Below are 24,351 nucleotides of genomic sequence, written 5' to 3'. Positions count from 1 at the left end.
ACCACGCGCATTCTCTCCAGAACGGCCGGCAACTTGCCCCGCCGGCTGATGCCGGGCGCAAATAGATGGGCACCGCAAAGCGTCCATCCTACCATCGGATGCATTTTCGCACACGCGATTTCCCACTCGATGCCGGGACCATCGGCCCCTGCCCTCGGGACGCGCAGCGGAAAGGCTGCTAATGGCGATCTTTGCCGCCGCCGGTCGCTGATTTGACTTCGCTGCCGGACCCTGCCTAACATGCCACAGAGGAGCAAAATGCTTAACCGGCGGGAGCGCCTCGCGGCATCGCTCACAATTATCTTTGCTTTGTGGCACGGTCAGTCACTGCTGCTCCACGCGCAGGATAAACCCTCAGACCCCATCACCCACAAAATCGGTTGGGAAATTTCAACCGGCCACATCGAGTCTGCGTTGGCGGATGCACGCCGGGCGGTCCAGGAATTTCCGGATTCAGCCGTCCTCATGCACCTGCTGGCGGTGGCTCAGTCAAAAAACGGGCTACAGGAAGAGGCCCGCGAGAGCTTCAACAAATCGATCCGGCTTGATCCCACCATACCCCAGAACTACTACGACCTCGCTCTGCTCGACATGCAAGTCAATGATTACGACGAAGCCGTGCGAATGCTTCAGAACTTCCTCAACGTCAGCCCCCGCGATGCCAAAGCTCACCTGATGCTGGGTATTGCCTACCGGGAACGAGGCGATGATGCGCCCGCGATCCAGCAACTGAAGCAGGCGCTCGAGATTTCGCCGGGCCTGCCTCTGGTTCATTACAACCTGGGAAAAATCCATGCCAGCCAGGGCGACAACAAGGCAGCTCTCAGCGAGTACCGGGAAGAATTGGGCGTCAATCCAAAATTCTACGATGTCTACTGGAGCGCCGGTGACGCCGAGCTGGCGGAACAGGACCTTGATTCGGCGGAAGCGCTCTATCGCCGCGGGACCGAAATCAAGCCGCTCGCTTCCCAGGCCTACTACGGGCTGGCCAGGGTCTTCGAGGCGCGTAAGCAATGGTCCAGGGCCGAGGCGGAGCTCAAAAAGGTCATCGCTATGGCGCCCGATGATGTTGACGCTCACGCCATGCTGGCCGGCGTCTATAACCAGCAGGGGAAACCGCTGGAAGCCAAAAGAGAAGAACTGGTGGTGGCAACGCTCAAGAGCCAGGCAAATCCGCCGGAAGAAGCCCCTGCGCCATCGCAGTGAGGCGGGCTGACTCGCAATCCTGGGCAGCCGCAAAATCGATGCAGAAATCCTGGAGAAAACCATTTCGATATCTCCTGCTGATGGCCTTTTGCGGCCTGGCCCTCTTTGCGTCGTCCGCTCGCGCCGACGAATTCCGGCAGACCTCCCACTACAACCGCCGCCTGTTTTCATCCGCCACGTTCACCATGGACGTGCGCACCGGCGACATTTACATCACGGGCTGGGACGATCCGCACGTGGAGATCGAGGCGGAGAAGGTTGTGCACGCCAATTCAAAGGAGGAGGCTGAGCGCCGCTATCAGCGAATCAAGATTCTGCTGAGTGGGCAGGATGAGATGCTCCAACTTCGTACTCTCTATCCGGCCCGCAGGCCCTGGCGCCCCTTTCGCGGCGAATCAAACCTTTCCGTGGACTTCCACATTCATATGCCCTACGACTGCAACCTGGTCCTGAAGTGCGTGGATGGAGATGTTACGGTGCGGGGAGTTGCGGGACAGGAAAAAATTATTGTGAATTACGGGCAGGTGGAAATCGATGTTCCGTTTATCGATCGGCTGAGATCGGTCCGCGCCAAAACCTGGCTGGGCAACGTCCAGAGCGACCTGCATGGCGAGAACGAGGCAGGATTCAGCAAGAAGGTGCTCTTCTGGAACCCTGCCGGGACCCAGAACATTTCCCTCAAAGTCCACATGGGCGGAATTTATATCTTCAGCGGCGAAGACGAATAGCGTTTCGAGCGCCAGCCTCGCGCCCTCCAAAGTAACGAAGAGCCTTTTTGTAATTTTTACCCGCTGTTCGAGAATTAGACACATTTTGCGTCAAAGCAAAATTTCTGCATCGTAGAAATTTACTAAGTTATTTATTATCTGTGTTTTATAAAATACACTTTTTGGTGGGGCGAAAATCCCATACGTCCCATTCGGGGCGCTTGGGAGGCATTTTCTAGCCTACTTAATAAAGCCTAGTCAAAAACTCGGCGAACGCACTTCGATCAACATTGAACGAGCGGCAACCGCTGCCGTATCCCCTCAGCATCGTAGCTCAACTGTCCCCTGCCCGGCAGGCCATGCGACGCGCGACGGTCCGCGCAGCCGCATGCTGATTTAGCTGCTGTGGCCGGAACCTGAACTTTCCGCCTTGTATTCCCTGAAACCATCAACCAACTGCTTAAAAGAGGCAGGCTTGAATCTTTCAAAGCTTTCCTGATCTACGTAGGCAAAATCGTACTTCACGTCTTTCTGCACTCCATTGATGTCTTCACACCATTGCCGGAGGCGTTGCATCTTGAGCGGCACGTCCAGGTCCACCTGGCCTTTGGTTTCGACGATGTAAATCTGCTTAGGTGAGAGCTTGACGAGAAAATCCGGATAGTAATTTGAGATGTCGCCGTCCGCATTCACGTAATCCAGCTTGAAGTGTACTGCCAGATAATTCTTGGCATACGAAACAACGTCGCCACAATCCTCCAGGAAGCTGGCAAACTCCAACTCGAAGGGGCTGTCGCCTATGATGCGATTGAATAGGCTCTTCTTCGGTAGAAGATAACCCTGTTCTTTCGCCACAAACGGGCGTGTCTGCCTTAGCTTGATGGTGTCCCGGATTTCTGCGTCGCCCTTGTCCTGCACCGTCAAGGCATTGATGGCCTTCTTGAAGGTTTCCACCAGGGTCTTTGCAGCCGTCAGTTCGGAGAGGTTGCGCAGAGTATTGGGGCTTTCCAGGTCCACAGCCCTACCAAATAGCTCGTTCTGCACAAAGGCTTTTACTTTGCCGTACAGCACGTCGTAGCCGCTCACCAGGCGCAAGTCTTTCATGATGGTCTGCGCGAAGTAGCCGATCACGCTGCGATAGTCGGCGATGCCCGCCGTGTCCAGAATGGTGGTATGCGTCACCTCGCCGGTGGTAATGTCCTTAAATACGATCTCCCGCTGCTCCTCTTCGCTGAATTGCCGGTAGGCCACACGCTGATGGCTGAGCTTGTCAACATCCAGCGCGCTCAGGTTCTTATATTCCCGGTAAACCCGAGGTGTTAGCACTGGAATCGCAATATCCAGCGCCTCGATGTCCTTCTTGCCGTTCTCCTGGTCAACTTCCACCACCAGCGGCGTCTTGGGCTCGGAGCCTTCACCCATGGGTTTGCGCTCCAGCACCACGCCTTCTGCTTTTATGGATTCCACAAAATCCATAAATGCGCTGGTGCCGATTACGCTGACGTATTCCTCCACGGCGCCCTCATACATTTTCCGCAGTCCTCGCCCCAGGGTCTGTTCAGGCAGGATGTTGCTCGGCGCTGAATAGGCGCGCAAACCCACGATGGTGGTCACATTGCGCACGTCCCAGCCCTCTTTCAGCACCATGACGGAGATGATGGCTTTCGCGGGTCTGTCCAGATCATCAATCGCATTCGCCTGCTCGCGCAGCCTGTCCATCTCTTCCTTGCCTTTGCCGGACGTCGCTTCAGAGATCTCGCCGTTTTGTTTGGTGTGGATCACCAGCACCGCATCCTCAGCGGCAAATTCGGGATAGGTGCTGCGCAGATATTCGGCCACATCGTCGCAGTTCCGGGTGTCATCCGTCATCACAAACAGGATGGCCTTCTTGCCCATCTTTTCGTGCTCGGCATAAGCCTTGCGCCACTCGATGACGCCCAGGTGGATGTAGTCAGAGTATTTCTCAGTGAACCTGGCGCTCTGGCGCTCCACCAGCTTGGCCCGGCTTGGAGCGTCGGGCAGCACAGGATGCTTAACCACATTTTGCCAGATGGCTTCCACCAGCGGATAGTCGGCCACGGTCTGCACAAAAATCGCGCCGTTGTTGTTTTTTGGAGTGGCGGTCACGTCCACCTGGAGGGCAAGCTCAGTGCCCTTTTGCTTCAGGCGGATGTTGATGTCTTCGATGGATTTGAACCATGCCATGCTCTTATCGTGGATGTGATGGGCCTCATCATTCAGCACCACCAGTTCGTCCACGTCGCGCACGATCATTCCCAGGTCTACTTTTGAGTCGGTGGTGGCGCCGGTGGGCCTTTTGCCGAGAAAATAGTCCATCGTATCTTCATCGTCGGGCGAAGGGGTTGTGTCATCGCCGGCATAAACGCGATGGATGTTGGTCAGGAAGATGTTTCCCGTAGGACGAACAGCCCGCACGTCATCCTGCACGTGCAGGGTCAGTTGAAAGTCATCCCGCCAGTTTTGCCCATCGATGCCGTCTTCGGGCAGGATGGGGTCCTCGAAGAAGATACGCAGCCCCTGAAAATCCTTGTAGATGCGATCGAGAACGATGATGTTGGGGGAGATCACCAGAAAATTCCGCGCCAGATTCGATTCCGGCTCGTACAGCTTATGGAAAAAGCTCCAGGCTAACACAAGGCTCAGAATCTTCGTCTTGCCTGTTCCGGTTGCCATCTTCACTACGAAACGCCTCCAGCTCTCATCGAACATGCCAGCCGCAACTAGCCCCGAACTATCGAAGCGCATCAGGTCGTACTTGTCCTTCACCTGCACCACGTCATACAGGTAGACAATCGCCTCCATCGCCTCGCGTTGAGCAAAGTAATACTGAAACTCACTGGTCCCGGTTCCTCCCCCGCCTTCCACCAGATGCGGCGTGTTGAACCACCAGGTCAGGAGGCTCCTGCTGGTATCCGCCGCCCCGGCGTAACCGCGGTCCCGCCATCGCTTCACTTGCCGGCGGAGTTCTGGCACCAGCGGGGGCATCAGTTTGTCCATCGTTGTTTCCCGCAGGGCTTCATCGGCTGGAAACCAGCGCACAGCCGGGTCGAGAATGGCATAGGGTGATTCAGGGAAGTTTTTATGTAGCGCCATTTTGTCCTTGTGGCGGGACGGTTTGCCGCCACCCAATTTGTAGGGGCACGGCTTGCCGTGCCCTTCTTGCCTGACGAGGGCAGGGCAAGCCCCGCCCCTACGGTGTGATTGGGCAGGGCAAGCCCCGCCCCCTACGCCACGTCCGGATTGTCGGGATCCTCCGACCAGCATTGAGGATTGTGAACGATATAATCCCGAATCATCTCCAGCTCGCCGACGTCGCGTATGGTGTGCTCGTAGAAGTTCCTCTGCAAAGGGCGTGCTCCCGGGCACGACCCCAATTTGTTGAGGGCGATGGTGCTGATTGATTTAAACGCTCCCACCACGTCACCCATGCTGGTACAGCGGGACGGGTCGTATCGTAGGGGCACGGCTTGCCGTGCCCTGGGTAGGGCAAGCCCTACCCCTACGGTGCGATTGGGCAGGGCAAGCCCTGCCCCTACGGTCGCGCCGGACGGTTGAATCACGGGGGCGCCAGTCGCCACGGCTATGGCCGGTTCCAATCCAGGTCCGGGCAAAACAAAAATCGCGTGCAAATGGTTGGGCATCATCTGAAATGCGTCCAGCACCAGCGACCCGAACCGCTGCGGTAATGCATGCCAGGCTCGCTGAACAAGCCATCCGGCATTGTTCAGGATCATGTTGCCCTCAACGATTTCGCCGAACAGGCATCTTTTGGACTGGGTGCAAATGGTAACAAAATACGCGCCGCCTCCCGCGTAATCGTGTCCGCGCAGGCGAATGGATCGTCGATGATGTATTCGCGGATCGTAATTCACATTCCCATCCTGTAGGGGCACGGCTTGCCGTGCCCTGGGCAGGGCAAGCCCTGCCCCTACACGTTGACCTCAACGATGGTCATCGTGTCATTCCCAAAGATATCCACCACCTTCACGGCAATCTTGCGCCGTCCCGGCGGGCATTCGTGAAACACGCTCATGAGTTCCAGCGTGCGGTCCTTCCTGGTGCGGAAGGATTGCCACTCGTTCTCAAAAATATAATCACCAGTCCAGACCTCCTCATATTCCGGCAGATCCATCTGCTCGGGCTTTTCCATCCCCGGCATCTGGGCTTGTTTTGGATTGCCGCGCTTCACGCGGATGAGCTCCCGCTTGCTCTCAAAGTTAAAATCGACGGCCCAATAATCAATCCAGTCCGTCCAGTGCTTTGTCAGCACTTCCCGGTTCACGATGCCATTGGCATCTTTGCTCACTTTCACGATCTGCCCGCGTTCCACCACGATCTTGCTGGACTTGTTCTTGAGCGTCGCTTCGGCATTGGCAATGGAATCCTGGGAATAAAACACCGAAAAATCGGTCAATTCCACCGCAACCGTAGGGGCACGGCTTGCCGTGCCCCGGCTTGCCGTGCCCTTCTTGCCTGACGAGGGCAGGGCAAGCCCTGCCCCTACGGCGCGATCCGGCAGGGCAAGCCCCGCCCCTACATGGACCTTCACCTCGATGGCGGCCACATCATGGAACACCACTTGGTTCTTTTCCACTGCCCGCTTGTCAAAAACGGTGGCCGGAATGCATTTAGGCGCAATGTCAATTCCTTTGTCGCGCGCCTCGTCCCGCACGTTCGGGAACAGGCCCATCTCATATTCAAAGCCGAGGACGTCCACCCGTGTAATGTGCTTTTGGCGGCATTCCAGGATGATCTCTTCCACATACAGGCGTGTTACCGGCAGGTTCACCGGCCCTACGGAAACCAGCCGTCTGGCCTTCTTGCCCTGAAACGTCCTGAAGCCATCGGTCCGCTCGGCGCGGTAGGCGCGCAGGATCAAATCCACGAAGGCGGCTTCTTTCTCTTCCAATTGCTTCTGCTGTTCCGCCTCGCGCAGGTTGGGGTTGACACCGATGTAGTGCTGGCGCTCGTACTTGCCCAGATTCAGAATCTCAAATGCCCGATAATCCTTGCCCTCAGCTTTGAGCTGGCGCTGCACGCCGATCATGCGCTTGCGCGTGGTGTGGATGGCGAATTTGCCAAGGTCGGTGGCAACTTGCCGTTCCAGACGAGTTCAACTTCGCGTTTTTCTTCAAAGAGCAAAAAGCGGTAATAGTCCGGCAGCGGCTTGCCGGCCTCGATGTATCGGATGATTTCCTGCTGTTCCTGTTCGGTTAGCCGTGGCATGAAGGTTCCAGTCCCAGTAGGGGCGCGGCTTGCCGTGCCCTGGGTAGGGCAAGCCCTACCCCTACGCCGCTAACCACGAAACTATAGGCCACCCGCCCCGCCGATTCAAGAAGAACACGTGGCCGTTTGTGCAATTTTGTGCCGCGGCTTTTCGTGCCCCGTCGCCAAGGCGTCCCACCGCAACCGGAAAACCAGTAGGGGCACGGCTTGCCGTGCCCTTTTTGTCTGACGCGGGCGGGGCAAGCGGGCGGGGCAAGCCCCGCCCCTACCGTGCCCGGCTTGATTTTAGGGTCGCGCCTGATCTTACAATGGCAGGCATGCGGCGGTGTTTGCTCAGCGTGATTGCGGCGGTGGGAATGGGGGCGCTTGTCCTGGGCGCTCAGAATGCTCGTTTCCCTGCCCTGCCGCAGATTGACTTGAGCGAATTCCCTGCCGTGGTCCGTGAACAGGTTGCGAAGGCCTATGAAGCGGCCCGCGCCAACCCCAACGATGCCGAGGCCAATGGCGAGCTTGGCATGTTGCTGGACGTTTACAAGCGGCGTGATTTCGCGGCCATCTGTTATGAGCGGGCCCATCAGCTCGATCCCAAGTCATTCCGATGGCCCTACTATCTGGGCTCGCTGCGCACCGAGCAAGGGGACCGCGCGGGGGCGACAGCCACCTTCCGCGAGGCGCTGCGCCTGGATCCCGATTATCTTCCGGCGCGTCTGAAGCTGGCGGAAAGCCTGCTGACTTCCGGGAAGCTGGAAGCGGCCGGAAGCATGTACGACGCGATCATCAAGGGCCATCCTGGAGTGGCGGAGGCCTATTACGGTCTGGGCCGGATTCGCACTGCACAGGGGGACTTGGCCGGGGCGGTGAAATCCTACCAGAAAGCCTGTGAACTTTTCCCGGCTTACGGCGCTGCGCATTACGCGCTGGCGAGGGCCTATCGCCGGCTGGGCGACCTCCGGAAGTCCGAAGAGCAACTCAAACTCCACGACGCCAACCCGACGCTTGTGCCGCCGATTCAGGACCCGCTGCGCGATGCACTGCGGACCCGCGACCGGGGCCCGGCATCAATCGTCGAGCAGGGTATTCAGCTTGAAGAGGCGGGGCGAATCGAAGATTCGATCGCAGCCCACCTGAAAGCACTCGAACTTGATCCGGGGCTGGCCCTGGCCCATGCCAATCTCATTATTCTCTACGGAAAAACGAAGCAGCCGGAAAAGGCCGGGGAACACTACCGGGAAGCGGTCCGCCTAAATCCTAATCTTGCGGAGGCTCACTACAACTATGGCGTGCTCCTCATGGGGGAAGGAAAGATGGCGGAAGCGGAGCAGGCTTTCCGGCGGGCCCTGAAGGCTAATCCCGTTTATGCTGAGGCCTACAACAACCTGGGGGTGGCGCTTGAGCAGCAGGGCAAGCTGGACGAAGCTCTGCAATCCTTCGAAAAGGCGGTCGAGCGGAAGCCAGATTATCGTTTCGCGCACTTTCATATTGGCCGCATTCTGGCCAACCGAAACGAGTACGCCGGGGCCATCGAGCACTTCAAGAAAATCCTTACCCCGGAGGACGACCACACGCCCACTTACCTTTACGCGCTGGCAGCCACCTATGCGCGCGCCGGGGACAGGCAGAACGCACTGGCCTATGGGCGCAGAGCCCGGGACGCCGCAGCGGCCCGCGGCCAGACGGCGCTGCGCGATCGCATCGAGAGGGGCCTCAAAGACCTCGATCAAAAGCCTTAGGATGCCGTGTTTGTTGGGTGGCGGATACATTCCGCTGTTTGGCATGTGTGCGGTCACTCACAGCCAGGAGTGGCTGCGCTACCACAGCAGTAGCACCGGCACTCGTGCCTGTGTCTTTATCCCGTTCTCACAGCCAGGAGTGGCTGTGCTACCACAGCAGCAGCACCGCCACTCGTGCCTGTCTCTTTATCCCGTTCTCACAGCCAGGAGTGGCTGTGCTACCACAGCAGCAGCACAGGCGCTCGTGCCTGTCTCTTTATCCCGTTCTCACAACCAGGAGTGGCTGTGCTACCCCGCTACGCGCGCCGCCAGCGCCAAGCTATTCATTCCAAAGGAGTTTAAAGTCAATAGCTCCGGTCGATTCACAAAAATTTAACAAAAATTCCAGCTTTATTAAAAGACGCCCAGAGCGCCGCGAAAGTTAAATGTACGCAAGTTTCGTGTCTGAAGGGTGGCGTGCGCTTTTTGATCGGGCTAGGCCATTCCGCCAGCGGCCATTGGGGGTGGTTCCGAGAATGGCGCCCCTGAAAATTCAGCCAGGTCTGAAGATTGTCTTTCTGAGCGTCGTGTAACGTCTGGGCGTAAACCGCTACTGGGAGGAGATAACATGGCGAAGAGATTCTTGCTGGCTTTTGCTTTGGGCGCCGGCTGCATGTTGGCGCCGATTTTAGCCCAGCAGGCCAAAGGGCAGGTGCTTTACGGCTCGCTGGTTGGAACCGTAAGTGACCAGTCGGGCGCTGTGGTGCCTGATGCGGCCGTGACGGTTAAGAATGCCAACACGGGCCTCACGCGCGAGACAACCACGGACGCCTCGGGCTTCTACTCGATTGCGAACCTGTTGGAAGGAACCTACGATCTTTCGGTTAGCAAGAGTGGCTTCAGATCGTACACGCAAACCGGTATCGGTATTTCGATCAACAACGTGACCCGCATCAATCCCAGCCTGGAGGTGGGTGCGGTGGCTCAAGCCATTACTGTGGAGGCCAGCACAGCCGTCCTGCAAACGTCAACTTCGGACGTAAAAACAAGCATCAATGCTGAGGTCGTGAACGACATGCCGCTCTCCCGCTTCCGCAACTACCAGACTCTTTTGAATCTCGTTCCAGGCGCCACACCGGCACGCTTTCAGAACGCTGAGGCCGATACCCCGGAGCGAGCTCTTTCAACCAACATCAACGGCCAGCAGCGTGGCGCAAACAACCAGCGCCTTGACGGCTCAGCCAATATCCTGGTGACGTTGCCTCACCACGCGGCGTACATCGCGCCGGTGGAAAGCATTCAGGAGGTCAACATTTCCACCGACGACTTCGATGCCGAGCAGGGAATGACGGGCGGGGCGGCAGTCACCGTGGTGACGAAGTCCGGGACCAACCAGTTCCACGGCAGCGCATTTGGCTACCATAACAACAGTGTCACCCGGGCGTTCACCTGGGATGAGAATCGCGTCGGTGTCAACCGAAAACCTAAAACCATCATGAACTTCGACGGGGGGAGCATCGGCGGACCTATCAAAAAAGACAAGCTGTTCTTCTTTGGCGACTGGGAAGGCACTTTTGAGCGGGTCAACAAGACTGCACTCGCATCGGTCCCGCCCCTTGACCTCCGGGGTGGCGACTTGTCCCGATTCTTGGGCGCTCAAATTAATGACGCCTCGGGCAATCCCATCATGGTTCCTACCACCGAAGGCGGCAGTGTGCCGCTGCAGGAAGGGATGGTCTTCGATCCCTACACAGGAAACCCCGATGGCACGGGCCGTTCCGTGATTTCCTCGAATGGGATAATTAATTTGATTCCCGCCGCCCGGCTGAATGGGCCCATGATGACGCTGCTGGATCTGGTTCCTGCCCCCAATCAGCCTGCTGCTGAAGATTTCGACAACTACTTTGTTTCCGGCACGCAGAAATTGAACCGCAACAATTACGACGCCAAGGTCAACTGGAACCGGAATGATCAGCACCAGCTCTGGTTCAAGTACAGCACCATGATTGCGAGGTTCGATGCCGCCGGGTCCCAACTGGGCGCAGCCGGCGGCCCCGACATCGGCGATGGCGGCCTGGGTGGGTGTCACACGCGCACGCAGATTGCAGGTATCGGGCAGACCTATACGCTCACACCCACATTCCTGGTTGACGCCACGCTCGGCTGGACGCGGTTTGGCCAGCAGTGCGACCCCCCTGACGAACTCAGCGGCGTCAACTTCGGCTCGGACGTGCTGGGGATTCCAGGAACCAACGGCCCCACCCCCCTCGAAGCCGGCATGCCCACGTTTTATACCGACTGGACCGAGATGGGCAATCCGGAAGGCTGGAACCCCTGCCGCCGCAACGATCAGACGTACACCTTCAACTCCAACGCGAGCTGGGTGAAGGGCAATCACGAGATCCGGTTCGGTTTCGACTTCATACACAACCTGATGAACCACTTCCAGCCGGAGCTGGGCGAAGGGCCGCGCGGCGCCTTTACCTTCGGTTCCGGGGTGGCAGCCCTGAACCCCGCAGCTCTCGAAGCAAGTGTGGGATTCCAGGGAGACACGCCGGATTTTGAGAACAGCCAGAACAGTCTGGCCTCGTTTCTGATGGGTGTACCCAGTGATTCGGCAAAGAGCAGCCAGTTAATCAAGATGGACAGCCTGGAGAACATCTACGCTCTCTATGTCCGGGACCGCTGGCGCGTGACTTCCAAGCTCACCCTCAACCTGGGAGTGCGCTGGGAGCTCTATCCTAACCGCAGGCGCTCCGCCGGCCTGGGAATCGAATCGTATGACCCCACCACCAACACCGCCTTGATCGGCGGACGGGGCGGCGTTCCGCGGGACAACGGGGTGGAATTCAGCAAGAAGCTTTTCGCTCCCCGCATCGGATTCGCCTATCAGGTGACCAAAGACACGGTGATCCGGAGCGGCTACGGCATCACTTACCAGCCGCACCCGTTTGGCGCTCAGGCGTTGCGTGGCTGGTTCCCGCTGACGGTTGTAGGGTCTTTTTCGGGCGTCAACGGCTTCGCACCCGTCACTACGGACCCCACCTATGTGGCGGACGGTATCCCGAACGCGCCATTGGGTTCCACTGTCGGCATTCCAAATATCCTCAACTTCAACATCAACGAAGAAGGCGGGGTTCCGTTGCCGAACGCGGCGGAGGACGGCTATCCCAGGGCGAACTCGCTCCTGCACCGCGGCTACATCCAGTCGTGGAACTTCATTATCGAACGCAAGCTGCCGGGCGAGACGGTTGTCTCGGTTGGATACGTAGGGACCAGATCCGTCAGAGACTTCGCGTTCCGCAACATCAACGCCGGGCAAATACCCGGCGCCGGCCTCGATGGGCAGTTGCTCTTCACCCGATTCGGGCGCACGGCATCAACAAGGGAGTATGACGGAAGGTTGGGAAGCTCCTACCACTCGCTGCAAGTCAGCCTCAACCGGCGCATCACGGGCGGCCTGCTGCTCAAGGGCGCATACACATATTCGCATGCCATGGACATGGCCGATTACTCTGACTGGACCGAAACCATCTGGCCCTCGAATTTGGCCTGGGGTCGCAACTACGCCTCAGCTTCGTACGACATCCCCCACAACTTCGAGCTTGGCTATGTGTACGAATTCCCCTTCGGCGCCGGCAAGAAGTTTGCCAAGGGAGGTGGCCCTGCGCAGGCAATCCTGGGCGGGTGGCAAATCAACGGCATCTTCAGCGCCTTCATGGGGGGACGGGACACACTAACCGCTTCCGATTCCTCCTTGGATATGCCGGACAACCAGCAGACACCTGACCAGGTTAGCCCGCTCGTCTATACTGGCTGTTATGGTCCGGACAAAGGCTGCAGAATGTTTGACACCTCGTCGTTCGTCCCCGTAACAGACGTGCGGTTTGGCACCGTGGGTCGGAACACCTTGCGCAGGCCCGGCGTGGTCAACATGGACACCAGCCTCTACCGCGACTTTAAGATCACGGAAAAGTTCGTTCTCCAGTTCCGGGCGGAGGCCTTCAACTTGAGCAATACTCCGCACTTCGATCGCGCAAACCGGAATGTTAACAGCGGGAACTTCGGGGTTGTTTCAGCCACGGACTCCGGGGGCAGAACTTTTGCCGGCGGCCGCTCTCGGGAATACCGCTTTGGCTTGCGGCTGAGCTTCTAGTGGCGTTGGGTCTTGGAATCCTGGGCGCCTCGATCTCATCGGGGCGCCCTCTTTTTTCTCCAACTACGCTTCATTGAGTTTCGTCCCTGACGCGATACCGATAGCCAGGCATCCTCAACTGGTTAATGCTCGAATCTACTCACCGCAAACGATAGACAAGCGCGGCGCCTGCCAGCATGGCGGCTGCGGCGTAGGCGAAAGCCACGGCGGGCGAGATCAGCGTCCACAGGCCGCCCACCACAATGCTGGCTCCGAGATCGCCGATCCCGTTTACGGCGCCCAGAAGGCCGTAAGCGGTGCCGCGGACTTCAGGTTCAATAATGTCCGCAGTAAAGGTCCCCTCCAGCGCCTCTTCGAAGGCCATGTAGAACCCGCCAACAGCAAACACCCCAGCCAGATAAGAAATTGATGCCAGTCGCCAGGCAAACGCCGCGACAAGGCCCACAGCCACGAGCGCGCCCACCAGGTATCCGGCTGCCAGCAGGCCTCGCCGCCCAAGCCGGTCGGAAAGCGCTCCCACGGGGTACGACGCCGCCGCGTAGACCACGTTGTGTCCCACATAGAGCAGCGCGGCGATTTCGGCGGCACGCGCCGTGCCGTGTGCGGGCAATAAAAGCTCGGTGGCGGCAAGAATCATCAGGGTGTGAGCAAAGTCGCCCATGCCAAAAACTCCCACGCCCACAAGGAACCGCCGGAAGCTGTTCGGCAGCCGGCTCAGCGCGGTAAAGAATTTTGTCCGCGCGCCGGGAACAGGCTTGTCGCGCACCAGCAGAGAAAATACAATTCCGCAAGCGAGGCCTGGAATCAGAGTAAGAAGGAAGATGGTCCTAAAGGGGGCGGAGGGACTGGCGGCTTGCGCCTGAAAACGCTCCAGCAAAGCCACGGCGATAAGCGGACCGAGAATCGCTCCCACTGTGTCGCCCGCTCGCTCGAATCCAAACGCCTTGCCGCGCGATTCCGCAGGGACCGAGGCCGCCAGAATGGCGTTCCGCGCCGGCGAGCGGATGCCCCGGCCGGCCCATCCCAGGGCGCGTCCGAACAGCACCAGCGGCCAGCCGGCGGCCAGAGCAAAAAGTGCTGTCGAACTTCCAGTAACGAAATAGCCGCCCACTGCAATCGGCTTGCGGCGCCCTGCACGGTCGGAAAGCCATCCCGAAGCCAGCTTGACGAAACTGGCCACGCCGTCCGCCACGCCTTCAATCAGCCCCAACGCGGCGGCCGAAATTCCCATGGCCGCCAGAAAGCCGGGGAGCACCGCCGTGGCCATTTCATGGCTGACATCGGAAAGCAGGCTGGTGAGGCCCATCCCCACGACGTTCCGATTGAGCCACTTTGCCGGCGGCTGCTCAACCCGTCCACCACTTCCCGTCGCTGCCGCGTGATTTGTGTTAGCCTTGTTCACACTAAACACTCTTCCACAAAAACACCCGGTCGTGCGTCAAATAAACTCATCCACTTTTTAGCAGCAATGGGTAGCGAGGACCGCCGATTTTGCGGTCCGCGTCCTTTGGCTGGAATCGAGCACGAGGGCGAACCATGAATCAGATAGGCGTTCGGGGATCGAGAGGCATGTTGACGCGGTCGATGATGAGGCCGCACCGCTGGCGTTGCTTGTCCGCCGGCATGCCTGCGTATTCGCTGAAGCTCGACCACGGCCAGTCTTCCGCTCGGCGAACAAGCCCCGCCTTAACCGGGTTCAGGTGGATGTATTCAACCTTCTCGCTGTATTCCCGCACGGTCCGCAGGGCGCGGTCGAAGAAGCGCGGCTGCCACAACTCGCCCGACGCGGCACGGCGCCGGTTAATGGCCATCGTGGAGCTTTGCTTGAGGGATTTGACGATCAGAGAAATCGTCGCCGTCGGATGCGGCGCGCAGATGGCGTGCCAGTGATCGGGTAGAAACACCCAGGCGGTCAGCAGGAAAGGGTGCAAAGCGCGCGCACGGTTAAAGGCCCGCGCCAGGAGTCCGAAGTCGGCGTCGGCGAGTTTCGTGCGCCGCCTGAGCAGGCGGACCGTGATGAAGAAATATCGGTCGGACAGGAACGGGCGACGCAGCTTGGACACAGCGATACAATACGACATCGTGAGTGGGAATACCAGGGAAGAACCGCGGACCGCGAACCCGGCGGTCCTCGCTACCCGCCATCCCGGAGCGTCCGGCTGATTTTGTCGAGCGCATCCGCAAGTCCCTTGAGCCGGTCTTTGAGATAACGGCTGATGGGATCCGGCATCAATCCGTATCCTTTCAGATAGCGCGGATGTAGTTCTTCGATGTAGGTAATCATGGTGGAGACAAGCGCCGCCGCCTCACGGGGCGCGCTGCGCTCGCAATGCTCGAGTCCGAGCTCGGCTTTCATGGCGCGAATCATGGAACGAAGGGCAGCGATCTCGCGTTCCATTTTCTCTGCCATTCCCTGCGGAAGCGGAACGCGCGAAGTGAGTTCCGTCTCAAGCGGCTCGAAGAGTTCCAGCAGGTTGAGGGAGTATTCCTCAAGAAGGCGCAGGCGGACCGAGATCACCCGGCGGTGATTGCGGCTGATCAGGGATTCGAGCGGCTGGTCTGCCATGGAAGTTCCTCGCGCAACCATAGCCTGGGCTTGCCATTCACTTCGCAGAGCGGTAAAGAATCACGCGGACCTTCTCGAGCGTGATGAGTCCTCCGCCCACCATTTCATCCAGTCTGGGAAGGATTTTTTCAATGCGCTCGGAATACTCGACCGTCTCAATCACGATCGGCAGGTCCTGCGAGAGGCGCAGGATTTTGGTGGTGTGGTAAAGGCCGCGGCCGCGGCTGCTGGAACCGTAACCGCCCACTCCACGCAGCACCGTGACCCCTGAAAATCCTTCGTGACGAAACAATTCAACAATCGCCTGATAGAGCGGTTTGTTTTCCCAGCGGTCCGATTCGCCGATGTGGATTCGCATGAGGGTCCGCTCGCCCTCGAATCGCTGGTGTTCCACGGTATCCTCCTATGAAATAAGATCAGCCAGATGAATTCCCGTCATTGTCAGCAACAGTCCGCCCACCACGCTGACGCTTACGTAGACCACCATCCTTATCCAATCGCCGTCTTCAATCATGCGCGAACTCTCATAGGCAAAGCTTGAAAAGGTGGTGAATGCCCCGAAAAATCCCACCGTGATGCCGATGCGCCAGTCAGGAGGAATTGAGAGATGCTGGAGCGCGTATTCAGCCACTCCGCCCAGCAGGAAACAGCCCAGCAGATTCACAGCCAGCGTGCCCGCCGGGAATGAAGATCCGGCGCGGTGCTGCACTATGCCGCCTATGGCGTATCGCGCGAGAGTACCTACGGAGCCGAACAATATCAACAGGAAGATTCTCAAACCTTGTCGCCTTTCCGCACACCAGCACGCTCCATAAAAAAACTCCTGATCGCCCGCTGGCGGCCAGGAGTCATCAGTCCCGTACAGGACGGTTTCGGCGAACTCCATCGCCTCGTTTTTGTCGTTTTCAGTATACTACGGGAAAAGCGGGAGGCACTTCTGCTTTTTGCCGTGATGCTCGCTTACCGTCAGGAAAATAAGTTCCGCGCACGGAAACAATTGTAGTCAATATTGCTTGGGAGCCCATCAAAAGAAAGGACTTTTATTTCATTCCACGTCGAAAATGCGCTTGAAAAAATACTTCTTCAGCCTGAAAAACAGCTTGACACCTGACCCGCTCGCTGGTAAAAAGTTCGGTATAGTATTGGTAGTCATGCGTCGGGTCTTGGTCATTAAGCGCTGGGCACAGGTAGTCTAGTCGCCAACGATAAGGGAGACGATGTAGAAGGCGCTTGTGGCTGCATGTTGGCGCATTGATGCGCCTCCTGTCTAGCCTGGGGCGAGTGAGTCAAGTAACCATGCGACGAAGTGTGAGTGTTAGGAGGATAGACGCTATGAGCCGTAACGACTCTAGTTGCTGCAGGAAGGTTTCGACCTTCGTATGCAGTGTGGTATTCGCCGGTCTCGTTTTTGCCATGATTCTGGCCGCTCCTCGGGCCGGGATAACACAGGTCCTGTATGGCACGCTGGTGGGCCATGTCGCCGACCCGAGCGGTGCCGCCGTACCCGGAGCTAAAGTTACCATCATCAACCAGGGCACCACCATCTCCACCCAGGCCACAACCAATAGTTCGGGCGATTACACGTTCTCAACCATCGTAGCCGGAACTTACACCCTGCAGATCGCCCAACAGGGATTCCAGACTTATAAGCGGACCGACGTTCCGGTCACGATTAATGCTGTGCAGCGCGCCGACATTACCCTAACCCTTGGCGCGGTCACCCAGACCGTTGAGGTCACGGGTGCGCAGCCGATCCTCCAGACCGACACTTCCGAGGTCCACGCCAACATTGACACTCCAACGCTTACAAACCTGCCCGTTCCGCTCGGAAGAAACTATCAGCAGATTTATCGCGCCGAACCAGGCTTCAGCCCGCCGGTTAACAACCACTCCTATCCAACCAATCCGGCTCGCTCGCTTTCGTTCAACGTCAACGGGACAAGCAACAACCAGAACAACACGCAGATTGACGGAGTGAGTACATACAACGTCCAGTTGCCGCACGTCAATTCCTACGTCCCGACGCTGGATTCCATTCAACAGGTGAACGTGGCGACGGACAGCTTCGAAGCGGAACAGGGCTTTGCCGGTGGCGCCGCCATCAACGTGGAGACCAAGAGTGGGACTAACCAGATTCATGGCGACGTCTTCGAGTACCACAACAACAATCACCTTAAGGCTTGGCCGGACCTTTTTGACGGCGCGGGCGACAATGTCGGCAACAAGCCGAAGTACATCTACAATGACTTCGGTGGCTCGGTCGGCGGGCCTATCGTGAAGAACAAGCTCTTTTTCTTCGGCAGCTACGAAGGCCTTTTCAACAACTTCTACGCGCAAACATTCCAAACCGTCCCGACGCAGGCGATGCGCAACGGCGACCTGTCGGACTCGGGGACGGATATCTATGACCCGATGACCGGGAATGCGGACGGTTCAGGCAGGACGCAGTTTTTTGCGACCAATGATCCGAATGACACTGCCCATTTCAATGCCGCCTGCGCCAGCGCGCAGTGCCTGAACATGATTCCCACCTCGCGGCTCGACCCCATCGCTCAACACATCCTTTCCTTTGTCCCCCTTCCCGACCGCGGAGGGGTTAAGCGCGATTTCTTTACGAATGGCGACCGCGTGTTCCACCGCAACCAGGTGGACACCAAGATCAATTACAACGTCAATTCCAAGATGAACCTGATCGGTACATTCGGAATGCTTCATTACATCAACATCACCCCGACCGCTTTCGGAGTGGCTGGCGGCGGACCCGCTTTTGGGCAGGGAGGGAACCCTGGCAAGGGCTATGGGAATACTTACCGGATGACCATCATGGGGACCTACACCTTCAGCCCCAATTTCCTGATGGACGCTCATTTTGGCTGGGCGAAACAAGGCACAAGCTCAGTGCAAAACGACCTTGGAACGAATATCGGTAGTGACGTGCTGGGAATTCCCGGCACGAACGGCACGCGCTCATTTGAAACTGGCTGGCCGGAATTTGACATGGACGGGTTTTCCACGATCGGCCAGGTGGATAACTTTATGCCCTACTACCGCCACGATCCGCAAAAGCAGATTGTGGGCAACTTCAATTGGATCAAAGGCCCCCACAGCGTCCGGTTTGGGGTCAACTGGTACACCCAGACCCTCAACCAGACGCAGGCGGAAGACCTCTCCGGCGGTTATGGCTCCCAGGGAGGATTTAATTTCGGCCAGGGCGTCACTGCAAATTGCACGTCGCCTGGCGGCGGTGGCGCTTGCAATGGCACCACAGACACATCGCGTGACAACGCGATCGCGTCATTACTGCTCGGGCTGCCAGATACCATGGGAAGAAACTTCCAGATTCCAGAGGCTTACCACGAGCGCGCGGACCTCTATTCCCTCTACGTTCAGGACCGGTGGAATGTCAATAAGAACCTGACCCTCAATTACGGCCTGCGCTGGGAGTATTATCCCATGCCCACCCGCCCCGACCTGGGCCGGGGAATCGAGGTCTACCAACCATCCAATAACACCATGGAGCTCTGCGGGTTTGGCAGCGTGCCCTCTGGCTGCGGCGTCGAGATCAGCAAGAAACTCTTTTCGCCGCGCGTTGGATTTGCCTATCGCCTTTCGGACACTTTTGTCATTCGGGCCGGTTACGGCTTGACCGTTGACCCTTATGAAGCGATGGAGCCCAACCGCAATAACTTCCCAATTTCCGTCCCCACGCATGACACCAACACTCTTCCGGCAGGCGGAAAGGGGGGACTACTTCCTTCAGGATCTCTTGCAACAGGTGTTCCTGCCATCGCCACTCCAAATCTTGGCAATGGCATAATCCCCGTTCCTCTTGACGTTGCCTTTGCAGGATATCCGTCAAAGAAGTTTGACCGCGGATACGTCCAATCCTGGAACCTCACCCTCCAGAAGGAACTCAAGTGGGGCTTTACAGGACAAGTTGGCTACGTTGCCACACGTCAGACTCGACTGCTGGGCTTCCTTGATACCAACGCCGGACAGGTCATTGGCGCTGGCTCCGCAGGGCAGCCCCTCTTCGCAAAATATGGCCGGACCGCACCCACCATCAACATCGTGCCCGTCGGCTCCGGGCACTATGATTCTCTCCAGGCCGTCCTCAGCCGGCGCTTCACCGGAGGGCTGATGTTGCAGGTGAACTATACCTACAGCAAGGCCATCTCCAACATTGACAATAGCGATGGCAGCCCGGGTGATGAGAAACTCCAGATCTTCAATCTCATGAACCTCAATCAGACTGTCACGGATTACGACCGCACGCAGAACCTCCAGATTCTCCACGTATGGGAGTTGCCGTTCGGCAAAGGCAAGAGGTGGCTTTCGAGCGGCGGCGTCGGCAGCGCCATCGTCGGCGGGTGGCAGTTGAGCGGCCTGGCTAGCTTCCTCTCGGGTCCGCCCTTCTCCATCTATTCGAATGGCAATGGCTTCAATACCCCGGGCAGTAACCAGACGGCCGACCAGGTCAAATCCACTATCCAGAAGATAGGGACCGTGGATCCCAATGCCTTCTTCTACGATCCCTTCGCCTTTGCAAATCCGGATGCAGCTCGCCTGGGTACTACGGGCTATAACCTCCTGCGCGCGCCGGGAGCCGCCAACTACGACTTCTCGGTTCAGCGCATGTTCAACCTGACGGAGCGCTTCAAACTTCAGTTCAGGATGGATGCGTTCAACTTCACCAATACGCCACACTTTGCCGCTCCGGACAACACGCTGAGCGATGCCAATGCCTTTGACCCCGTCACTCACGTTGTTACCGACCCAGGAAGCTTTATGACGGTGAGCGGTGTGCAGGACCTGGCGCGGGAAGGCATCGACGAGAGGCAATTTGAATTCAGCCTGAAGCTGTCCTTCTAGTGCCGTTCGAGAGCAGGGGCACGCCACGCCGTGCCCCTGCAACCACTCTGCATCAGACAGAGCACGCCATTGCAGGTTACGATGAATTCTCTTCGAGCTCTTCGCAAGGCCATGTCCGGTTCACGCGAAATTACCACCTTCAATCCTCCGCTCCGTCCGCAGGTTGAGTCAGCTTGACACCCGCCATCATTGACCCTAAAGTAGTTCCACCTTTTATGAAGAAAGGGAACCTGCATCCGATTCTTTTTGCGTTTTTCGCTTTCCTGCTGCTATTCCACTTGATGCTCTTCTGGCGCGCCAAAGATGACGCGTTGAAGGGCTCGGCTGACTTTTCTGCTTTCTACAGCGCGGTCAGGATGGTTCGGAGCGGACAGTCATCCCAACTCTATGACATCGCTGCACAGGGCCAAATGCAATCGGCCTTATACCCGAACGTAACTACCCGCAGCGGAACGCTCATCTATGATCATCCCCCTTTCGAGGCGTTGCTGTATCTCCCCCTCGCCTACGTCCCGTACGCGACGGCATACATCATCTGGCTGGCTTTCAGCCTTATGGTTTTGTCGCTGACGGTATGGTTGCTTTGGCCATACATGGCGGAATTGAAAGCCGTTTGGACTCCCCTTCCGGTCCTGGCATTCATTGGCTTCTTCCCGGTGTTTGTTGACTTGCTTCAGGGACAGGATTCTCTTCTACTCCTCCTGGCTTTCACGCTCGTGTTCGCCAGCCTGAAGGAGAGGCACGAACTCAAAGCAGGTTGCTTTCTGGCGATTGCTCTTTTCAAGTTTCAATACGCCATACCCTTTCTGGTTCCGTTTGTTCTGTGGCGGCGGTGGAAAGTAGTTTCGGGCTTCGCGATTTCCTCGGCCATTCTGTTCGTGCTTTCACTTCCGGTCGCGGGATTTCGGGGGACATTGTCTTACGCCGCATTTCTTTCCAGCCTCGTGAAGGGCCTGTCTTCGCACAGCGTTCAGAGCGCGCTCGGCATCTTGTCCAACACCATGCCCAACATTCGCGGCGCCGTCGAAATGATGGCTCCTGGCTTTATGCCCCACGGTTTCGAGAAACCGCTCATCGTTTTGCTTTCGACCATCGCAGTGTTGTGGGCCGTCAGGCAGTGGCCGCTGGGCCGCGCGCTTTCAGAAATGGATTTTGACCTGGGCTTCAGTCTTTCGCTGGTGGTGTCGATTCTGGTCAGTTATCACCTGCAGTTGCACGATCTATCTTTGCTTCTCATCCCTTTCGTCCTGGTGTTGAATCGGTCGATCAAGAACGAGATTTTCACGGGCCACCGGCGGCTTCCAGTCTATGCCCTCATTGCCTTCTTCTACCTGAGCCCGATCTACCTGCTGCTGATGCGCCATGGCCTGATGTATCTGTTCTTCTGGCCGATCCTGCTCTTCCTTGTCATGCTCAGCCGGGAACTGAGGCTGCATGCGAATAGGAGCCAGGAGCCAGGCTACGAAAATGTCGCGGGTCCAATCGCCAACGCTACATGAAGCGGCGTCAGCGCCGGGCGCGTGGCGGGGTCCGGCCCTGCACTTTCATCAGTCCTCATCACCAGCCTTTCCCTTGGCATCGCCGCCGTATATGGGTTTACGATAAGGGCTGGAGGTCTCCCAAAAAACAGGCCGGAGAGTTGCCGGGGTTGGGTAGCGGTTGCAAACAGGCCGGCGGACGAACCCAGCAGAGCGGTTGAGGAGGATGGAGGCCCTGTGTGCCCTGAAAAAGCAAACTTGAAAGCGGCCATCTGGAACCACCTCGATTCGCGCCCTCGCACCCTCCGGTGGCGCGAGTGGCTGCGCGGGCGCCGCTACCTGCTGGCTGCGCTTCCTGACCGCCCCCGCCCGCTCTACGTGATTGCCCATCGCGCGCGCGATGCCGGGCGTGCTGCAGAAGTAGTCCGCACTCTGGAACGCGACTGGATGGAGGTGCCCGACAGGTGCCGGGAACCTTATGATGAGACCCTCATCCAAGCCCCGCAGTTGGTCATCATCCAGCTCCAGCGGACCAACGTGTGCGGATGCCTGGGACACCGGCACGCGGCCGTCAGCGAAGGTCCCTTCACCGTGCCCCACGATGCCTTCGGAGGCGAACATGCCGGTGAACTGGACATTGCCTGCGAGCAGATCCTCAAATGGCAGGCCCTGCCGCTCAGCGACACGGCCCTGGACGCGAAATTTTTAGACGGCAGCCGGCTCGAAGAATTTCACGCCAAGCAGTACCGCCTCCGGCTGCTGAGCGTCATTCTCCATGAGACCAACCACGTGGTGTACCCGAATGTTCAGGAGGCGTCCATCCGTCAACGCAGCCTGAATTTCTATCGCGAGGCGCTTACCGCGTATACCGAAAAAGCGGTCGGCACGATGTCCTTTACGCTCGATCGCTCCTACTCACGATTGAAGTAATGGCAGGTGTACTTTCGTATCGCCTGCTTCATGATCGCCTTGCGAAGGGTTTTGAAATAGCTTGCAAGCCATCGAAGTACGGAGAAACACACACATGTTCCAAACCCGAACTTTGTCAGAGGAGTTTAGAAAATGCAAAAACGCAAACTTGGAAAAAGCACCTTGGAAGTCTCGGCCATTGGACTCGGCTGCATGGGGATGAGCTTTGGCTATGGCCCTGCCGCCGACAAGAAGGAGATGATCTCCCTCATACAAGCCGCAGTCGAGCGTGGCGTCACATTCTTCGACACCGCCGAAGTTTACGGCCCGTTCACCAATGAAAAACTTGTGGGCGAAGCTCTTGCTCCGTTCCGTGGTCAGGTAGTGATCGCGACGAAGTTCGGCTGGGAAGCCAATCCCGCTGACGGCGGAAAATGGAATGCTCTCAACAGTCGGCCGGAGCACATCAAACAGGTCGCGGAGGCGTCGCTGAAGCGGTTGAAGGTCGATGCCATCGATCTGTTCTATCAACATCGCGTTGATTTGAACGTGCCCATCGAAGATGTTGCGGGAACAGTGAAGGAACTCATCCAGGAAGGAAAGGTTAAACATTTTGGGCTTTCAGAAGCAGGAGCGCAGACCATCCGCCGTGCACACGCTGTTCTGCCCGTCGCTGCGCTTCAGAGCGAATACTCGCTGTTCTGGCGAGAGCCCGAGGAGACGGTAATGCCAACGCTTGAAGAGCTTGGGATTGGCTTCGTTCCGTTTAGCCCGCTCGGCAAAGGCTTCCTGACAGGCAAGATCGACGCAGACACGAAGTTCGATAGCACTGATTTCCGCAACAGCGTTCCAAGGTTCAGCCCGGAGAATCGCAAAGCGAACCAGGCATTAGTCGATTTGGTGAGGTCCTTCGCAGAACAGAAGAAGGTGACCCCTGCGCAAATCGCACTCGCCTGGCTGCTTGCGAAGAAACCGTGGATTGTTCCGATTCCGGGCACAACGAAGCTGGCTCGACTGGAAGAAAATCTCGGAGCAGCGCAGGTTGAGCTAACCCCCGGCGATGTGCGCGCCCTCGAAGACGCCTCCTCAAAGATCAGGCTTGCAGGAGCTCGTTATCCGAAGAACTTGGAACAGTTGGTAGGCCGGTGAGTGGCAATTGAAAAGTGAGGAGCTCGTTATGAACATTTCTTTTGAAAACAAAGTTGCACTCATTACAGGTGCTGCATCCGGATTGGGTCTCGCCACAGCGAAGGCGTTTGCTGAATCAGGTGCTTCCGTGGTGTTGGCGGACTGGAACGAGAAGGAAGTGGAAGCCGCCGCCAAGGAGATCGCCGATCAAGGTCACAAGACACTGGCCGTCCGCTGTGACGTATCGGGCTGGCGCGAAGGCTGATGTTTGGCCTCTGTGATTCTCATGGAGCATTGGTTTCAGGTTCCAGGCAATTATCGTTGTACAAACGCCAGACGCCACGGGATCAGCATGCTCCATCTGCGAGCGCTT

16 protein-coding genes, 2 pseudogenes and 1 riboswitch are annotated in these 24,351 nt (G+C 57.8%); of the genes and pseudogenes, 9 read left to right on the top strand and 9 right to left on the bottom strand.

The window, feature by feature from the left end; genetic code table 11:
* Positions 1-258: 258 nt before the first annotated feature.
* On the top strand, positions 259-1,206 hold the full coding sequence (locus VFQ24_09500; protein HET9178575.1) for a tetratricopeptide repeat protein: 948 nt from the start codon (positions 259-261) through the stop codon (positions 1,204-1,206).
* A gap of 38 nt (positions 1,207-1,244) precedes the next feature.
* Positions 1,245-1,934, top strand: coding sequence for a hypothetical protein (locus VFQ24_09495; protein HET9178574.1), 690 nt, complete (start codon positions 1,245-1,247; stop codon positions 1,932-1,934).
* A 375-nt stretch (positions 1,935-2,309) separates the two neighbouring features.
* On the opposite strand, the gene VFQ24_09490 is transcribed toward VFQ24_09495, so the two are convergent.
* From VFQ24_09490 to VFQ24_09475, 4 genes and pseudogenes are all read right to left on the bottom strand, one after another.
* Positions 2,310-5,027, bottom strand: a complete 2,718-nt coding sequence (locus tag VFQ24_09490) for a DEAD/DEAH box helicase family protein (protein HET9178573.1) — start codon at positions 5,025-5,027, stop codon at positions 2,310-2,312.
* Positions 5,028-5,158: 131 nt separating this feature from the next.
* Positions 5,159-5,806: a hypothetical protein gene (locus tag VFQ24_09485; GenBank protein HET9178572.1), complete on the bottom strand. Its 648-nt coding sequence runs from the start codon at positions 5,804-5,806 to the stop codon at positions 5,159-5,161.
* A gap of 56 nt (positions 5,807-5,862) precedes the next feature.
* A pseudogene (locus VFQ24_09480) lies at positions 5,863-7,044 on the bottom strand (site-specific DNA-methyltransferase).
* Positions 6,978-7,160 (bottom strand): hypothetical protein, encoded by a 183-nt coding sequence (locus VFQ24_09475; protein ID HET9178571.1) that lies wholly within the window; start codon positions 7,158-7,160, stop codon positions 6,978-6,980. The pseudogene VFQ24_09480 and the gene VFQ24_09475 overlap by 67 nt, the downstream one beginning before the upstream one ends.
* 317 nt (positions 7,161-7,477) lie before the next feature.
* Here VFQ24_09475 and VFQ24_09470 point away from each other — a divergent pair, with 317 nt between their 5' ends.
* Both VFQ24_09470 and VFQ24_09465 read left to right on the top strand, forming a co-directional pair.
* The gene (locus VFQ24_09470) at positions 7,478-8,890 is read left to right on the top strand and encodes a tetratricopeptide repeat protein (GenBank protein ID HET9178570.1); all 1,413 of its coding nucleotides are present in this window, start codon (positions 7,478-7,480) and stop codon (positions 8,888-8,890) included.
* Positions 8,891-9,497: 607 nt separating this feature from the next.
* Positions 9,498-13,025 (top strand): TonB-dependent receptor, encoded by a 3,528-nt coding sequence (locus tag VFQ24_09465; protein ID HET9178569.1) that lies wholly within the window; start codon positions 9,498-9,500, stop codon positions 13,023-13,025.
* 139 nt (positions 13,026-13,164) lie between these two features.
* Here the strand turns inward: VFQ24_09465 and VFQ24_09460 are convergent, their stop codons facing one another.
* The 5 genes from VFQ24_09460 to crcB all read right to left on the bottom strand — a co-directional run bounded on the left by VFQ24_09460 (position 13,165) and on the right by crcB (position 16,369).
* Positions 13,165-14,427, bottom strand: a complete 1,263-nt coding sequence (locus VFQ24_09460; GenBank protein ID HET9178568.1) for an MFS transporter — start codon at positions 14,425-14,427, stop codon at positions 13,165-13,167.
* A gap of 139 nt (positions 14,428-14,566) precedes the next feature.
* Complete coding sequence (locus VFQ24_09455; protein ID HET9178567.1) at positions 14,567-15,088, bottom strand: transposase; 522 nt, start codon at positions 15,086-15,088, stop codon at positions 14,567-14,569.
* A gap of 71 nt (positions 15,089-15,159) precedes the next feature.
* Complete coding sequence (locus tag VFQ24_09450) at positions 15,160-15,612, bottom strand: hypothetical protein (protein HET9178566.1); 453 nt, start codon at positions 15,610-15,612, stop codon at positions 15,160-15,162.
* A 16-nt stretch (positions 15,613-15,628) separates the two neighbouring features.
* Positions 15,629-15,949, bottom strand: coding sequence for a DUF190 domain-containing protein (locus VFQ24_09445; GenBank protein ID HET9178565.1), 321 nt, complete (start codon positions 15,947-15,949; stop codon positions 15,629-15,631).
* Between the two features lie 45 nt (positions 15,950-15,994).
* The gene (crcB, locus tag VFQ24_09440; protein ID HET9178564.1) at positions 15,995-16,369 is read right to left on the bottom strand and encodes a fluoride efflux transporter CrcB; all 375 of its coding nucleotides are present in this window, start codon (positions 16,367-16,369) and stop codon (positions 15,995-15,997) included.
* Positions 16,370-16,426: 57 nt separating this feature from the next.
* Positions 16,427-16,490, bottom strand: a riboswitch (Fluoride riboswitch).
* 433 nt (positions 16,491-16,923) lie between these two features.
* Here crcB and VFQ24_09435 point away from each other — a divergent pair.
* The 5 genes and pseudogenes from VFQ24_09435 to VFQ24_09415 all read left to right on the top strand — a co-directional run bounded on the left by VFQ24_09435 (position 16,924) and on the right by VFQ24_09415 (position 24,225).
* Complete coding sequence (locus tag VFQ24_09435; GenBank protein ID HET9178563.1) at positions 16,924-20,463, top strand: TonB-dependent receptor; 3,540 nt, start codon at positions 16,924-16,926, stop codon at positions 20,461-20,463.
* Positions 20,464-20,636: 173 nt separating this feature from the next.
* Entirely contained in the window at positions 20,637-21,962 is a 1,326-nt protein-coding gene (locus VFQ24_09430; GenBank protein HET9178562.1) for a glycosyltransferase family 87 protein, read from the top strand.
* Between the two features lie 216 nt (positions 21,963-22,178).
* Entirely contained in the window at positions 22,179-22,871 is a 693-nt protein-coding gene (locus VFQ24_09425; protein HET9178561.1) for a hypothetical protein, read from the top strand.
* 132 nt (positions 22,872-23,003) lie between these two features.
* Positions 23,004-23,999: an aldo/keto reductase gene (locus VFQ24_09420; GenBank protein ID HET9178560.1), complete on the top strand. Its 996-nt coding sequence runs from the start codon at positions 23,004-23,006 to the stop codon at positions 23,997-23,999.
* Between the two features lie 28 nt (positions 24,000-24,027).
* Positions 24,028-24,225 (top strand): annotated as a pseudogene (locus VFQ24_09415) (SDR family NAD(P)-dependent oxidoreductase).
* Positions 24,226-24,351: the final 126 nt, after the last annotated feature.

Source organism: Terriglobia bacterium (assembly GCA_035712365.1).
In the GTDB taxonomy this organism is placed as follows: Bacteria; Acidobacteriota; Terriglobia; order UBA7540; family UBA7540; genus SCRD01.
Note: the sequence above shows the minus strand (reverse complement) of the source record. Positions and strands in the feature narration are given on the sequence as shown.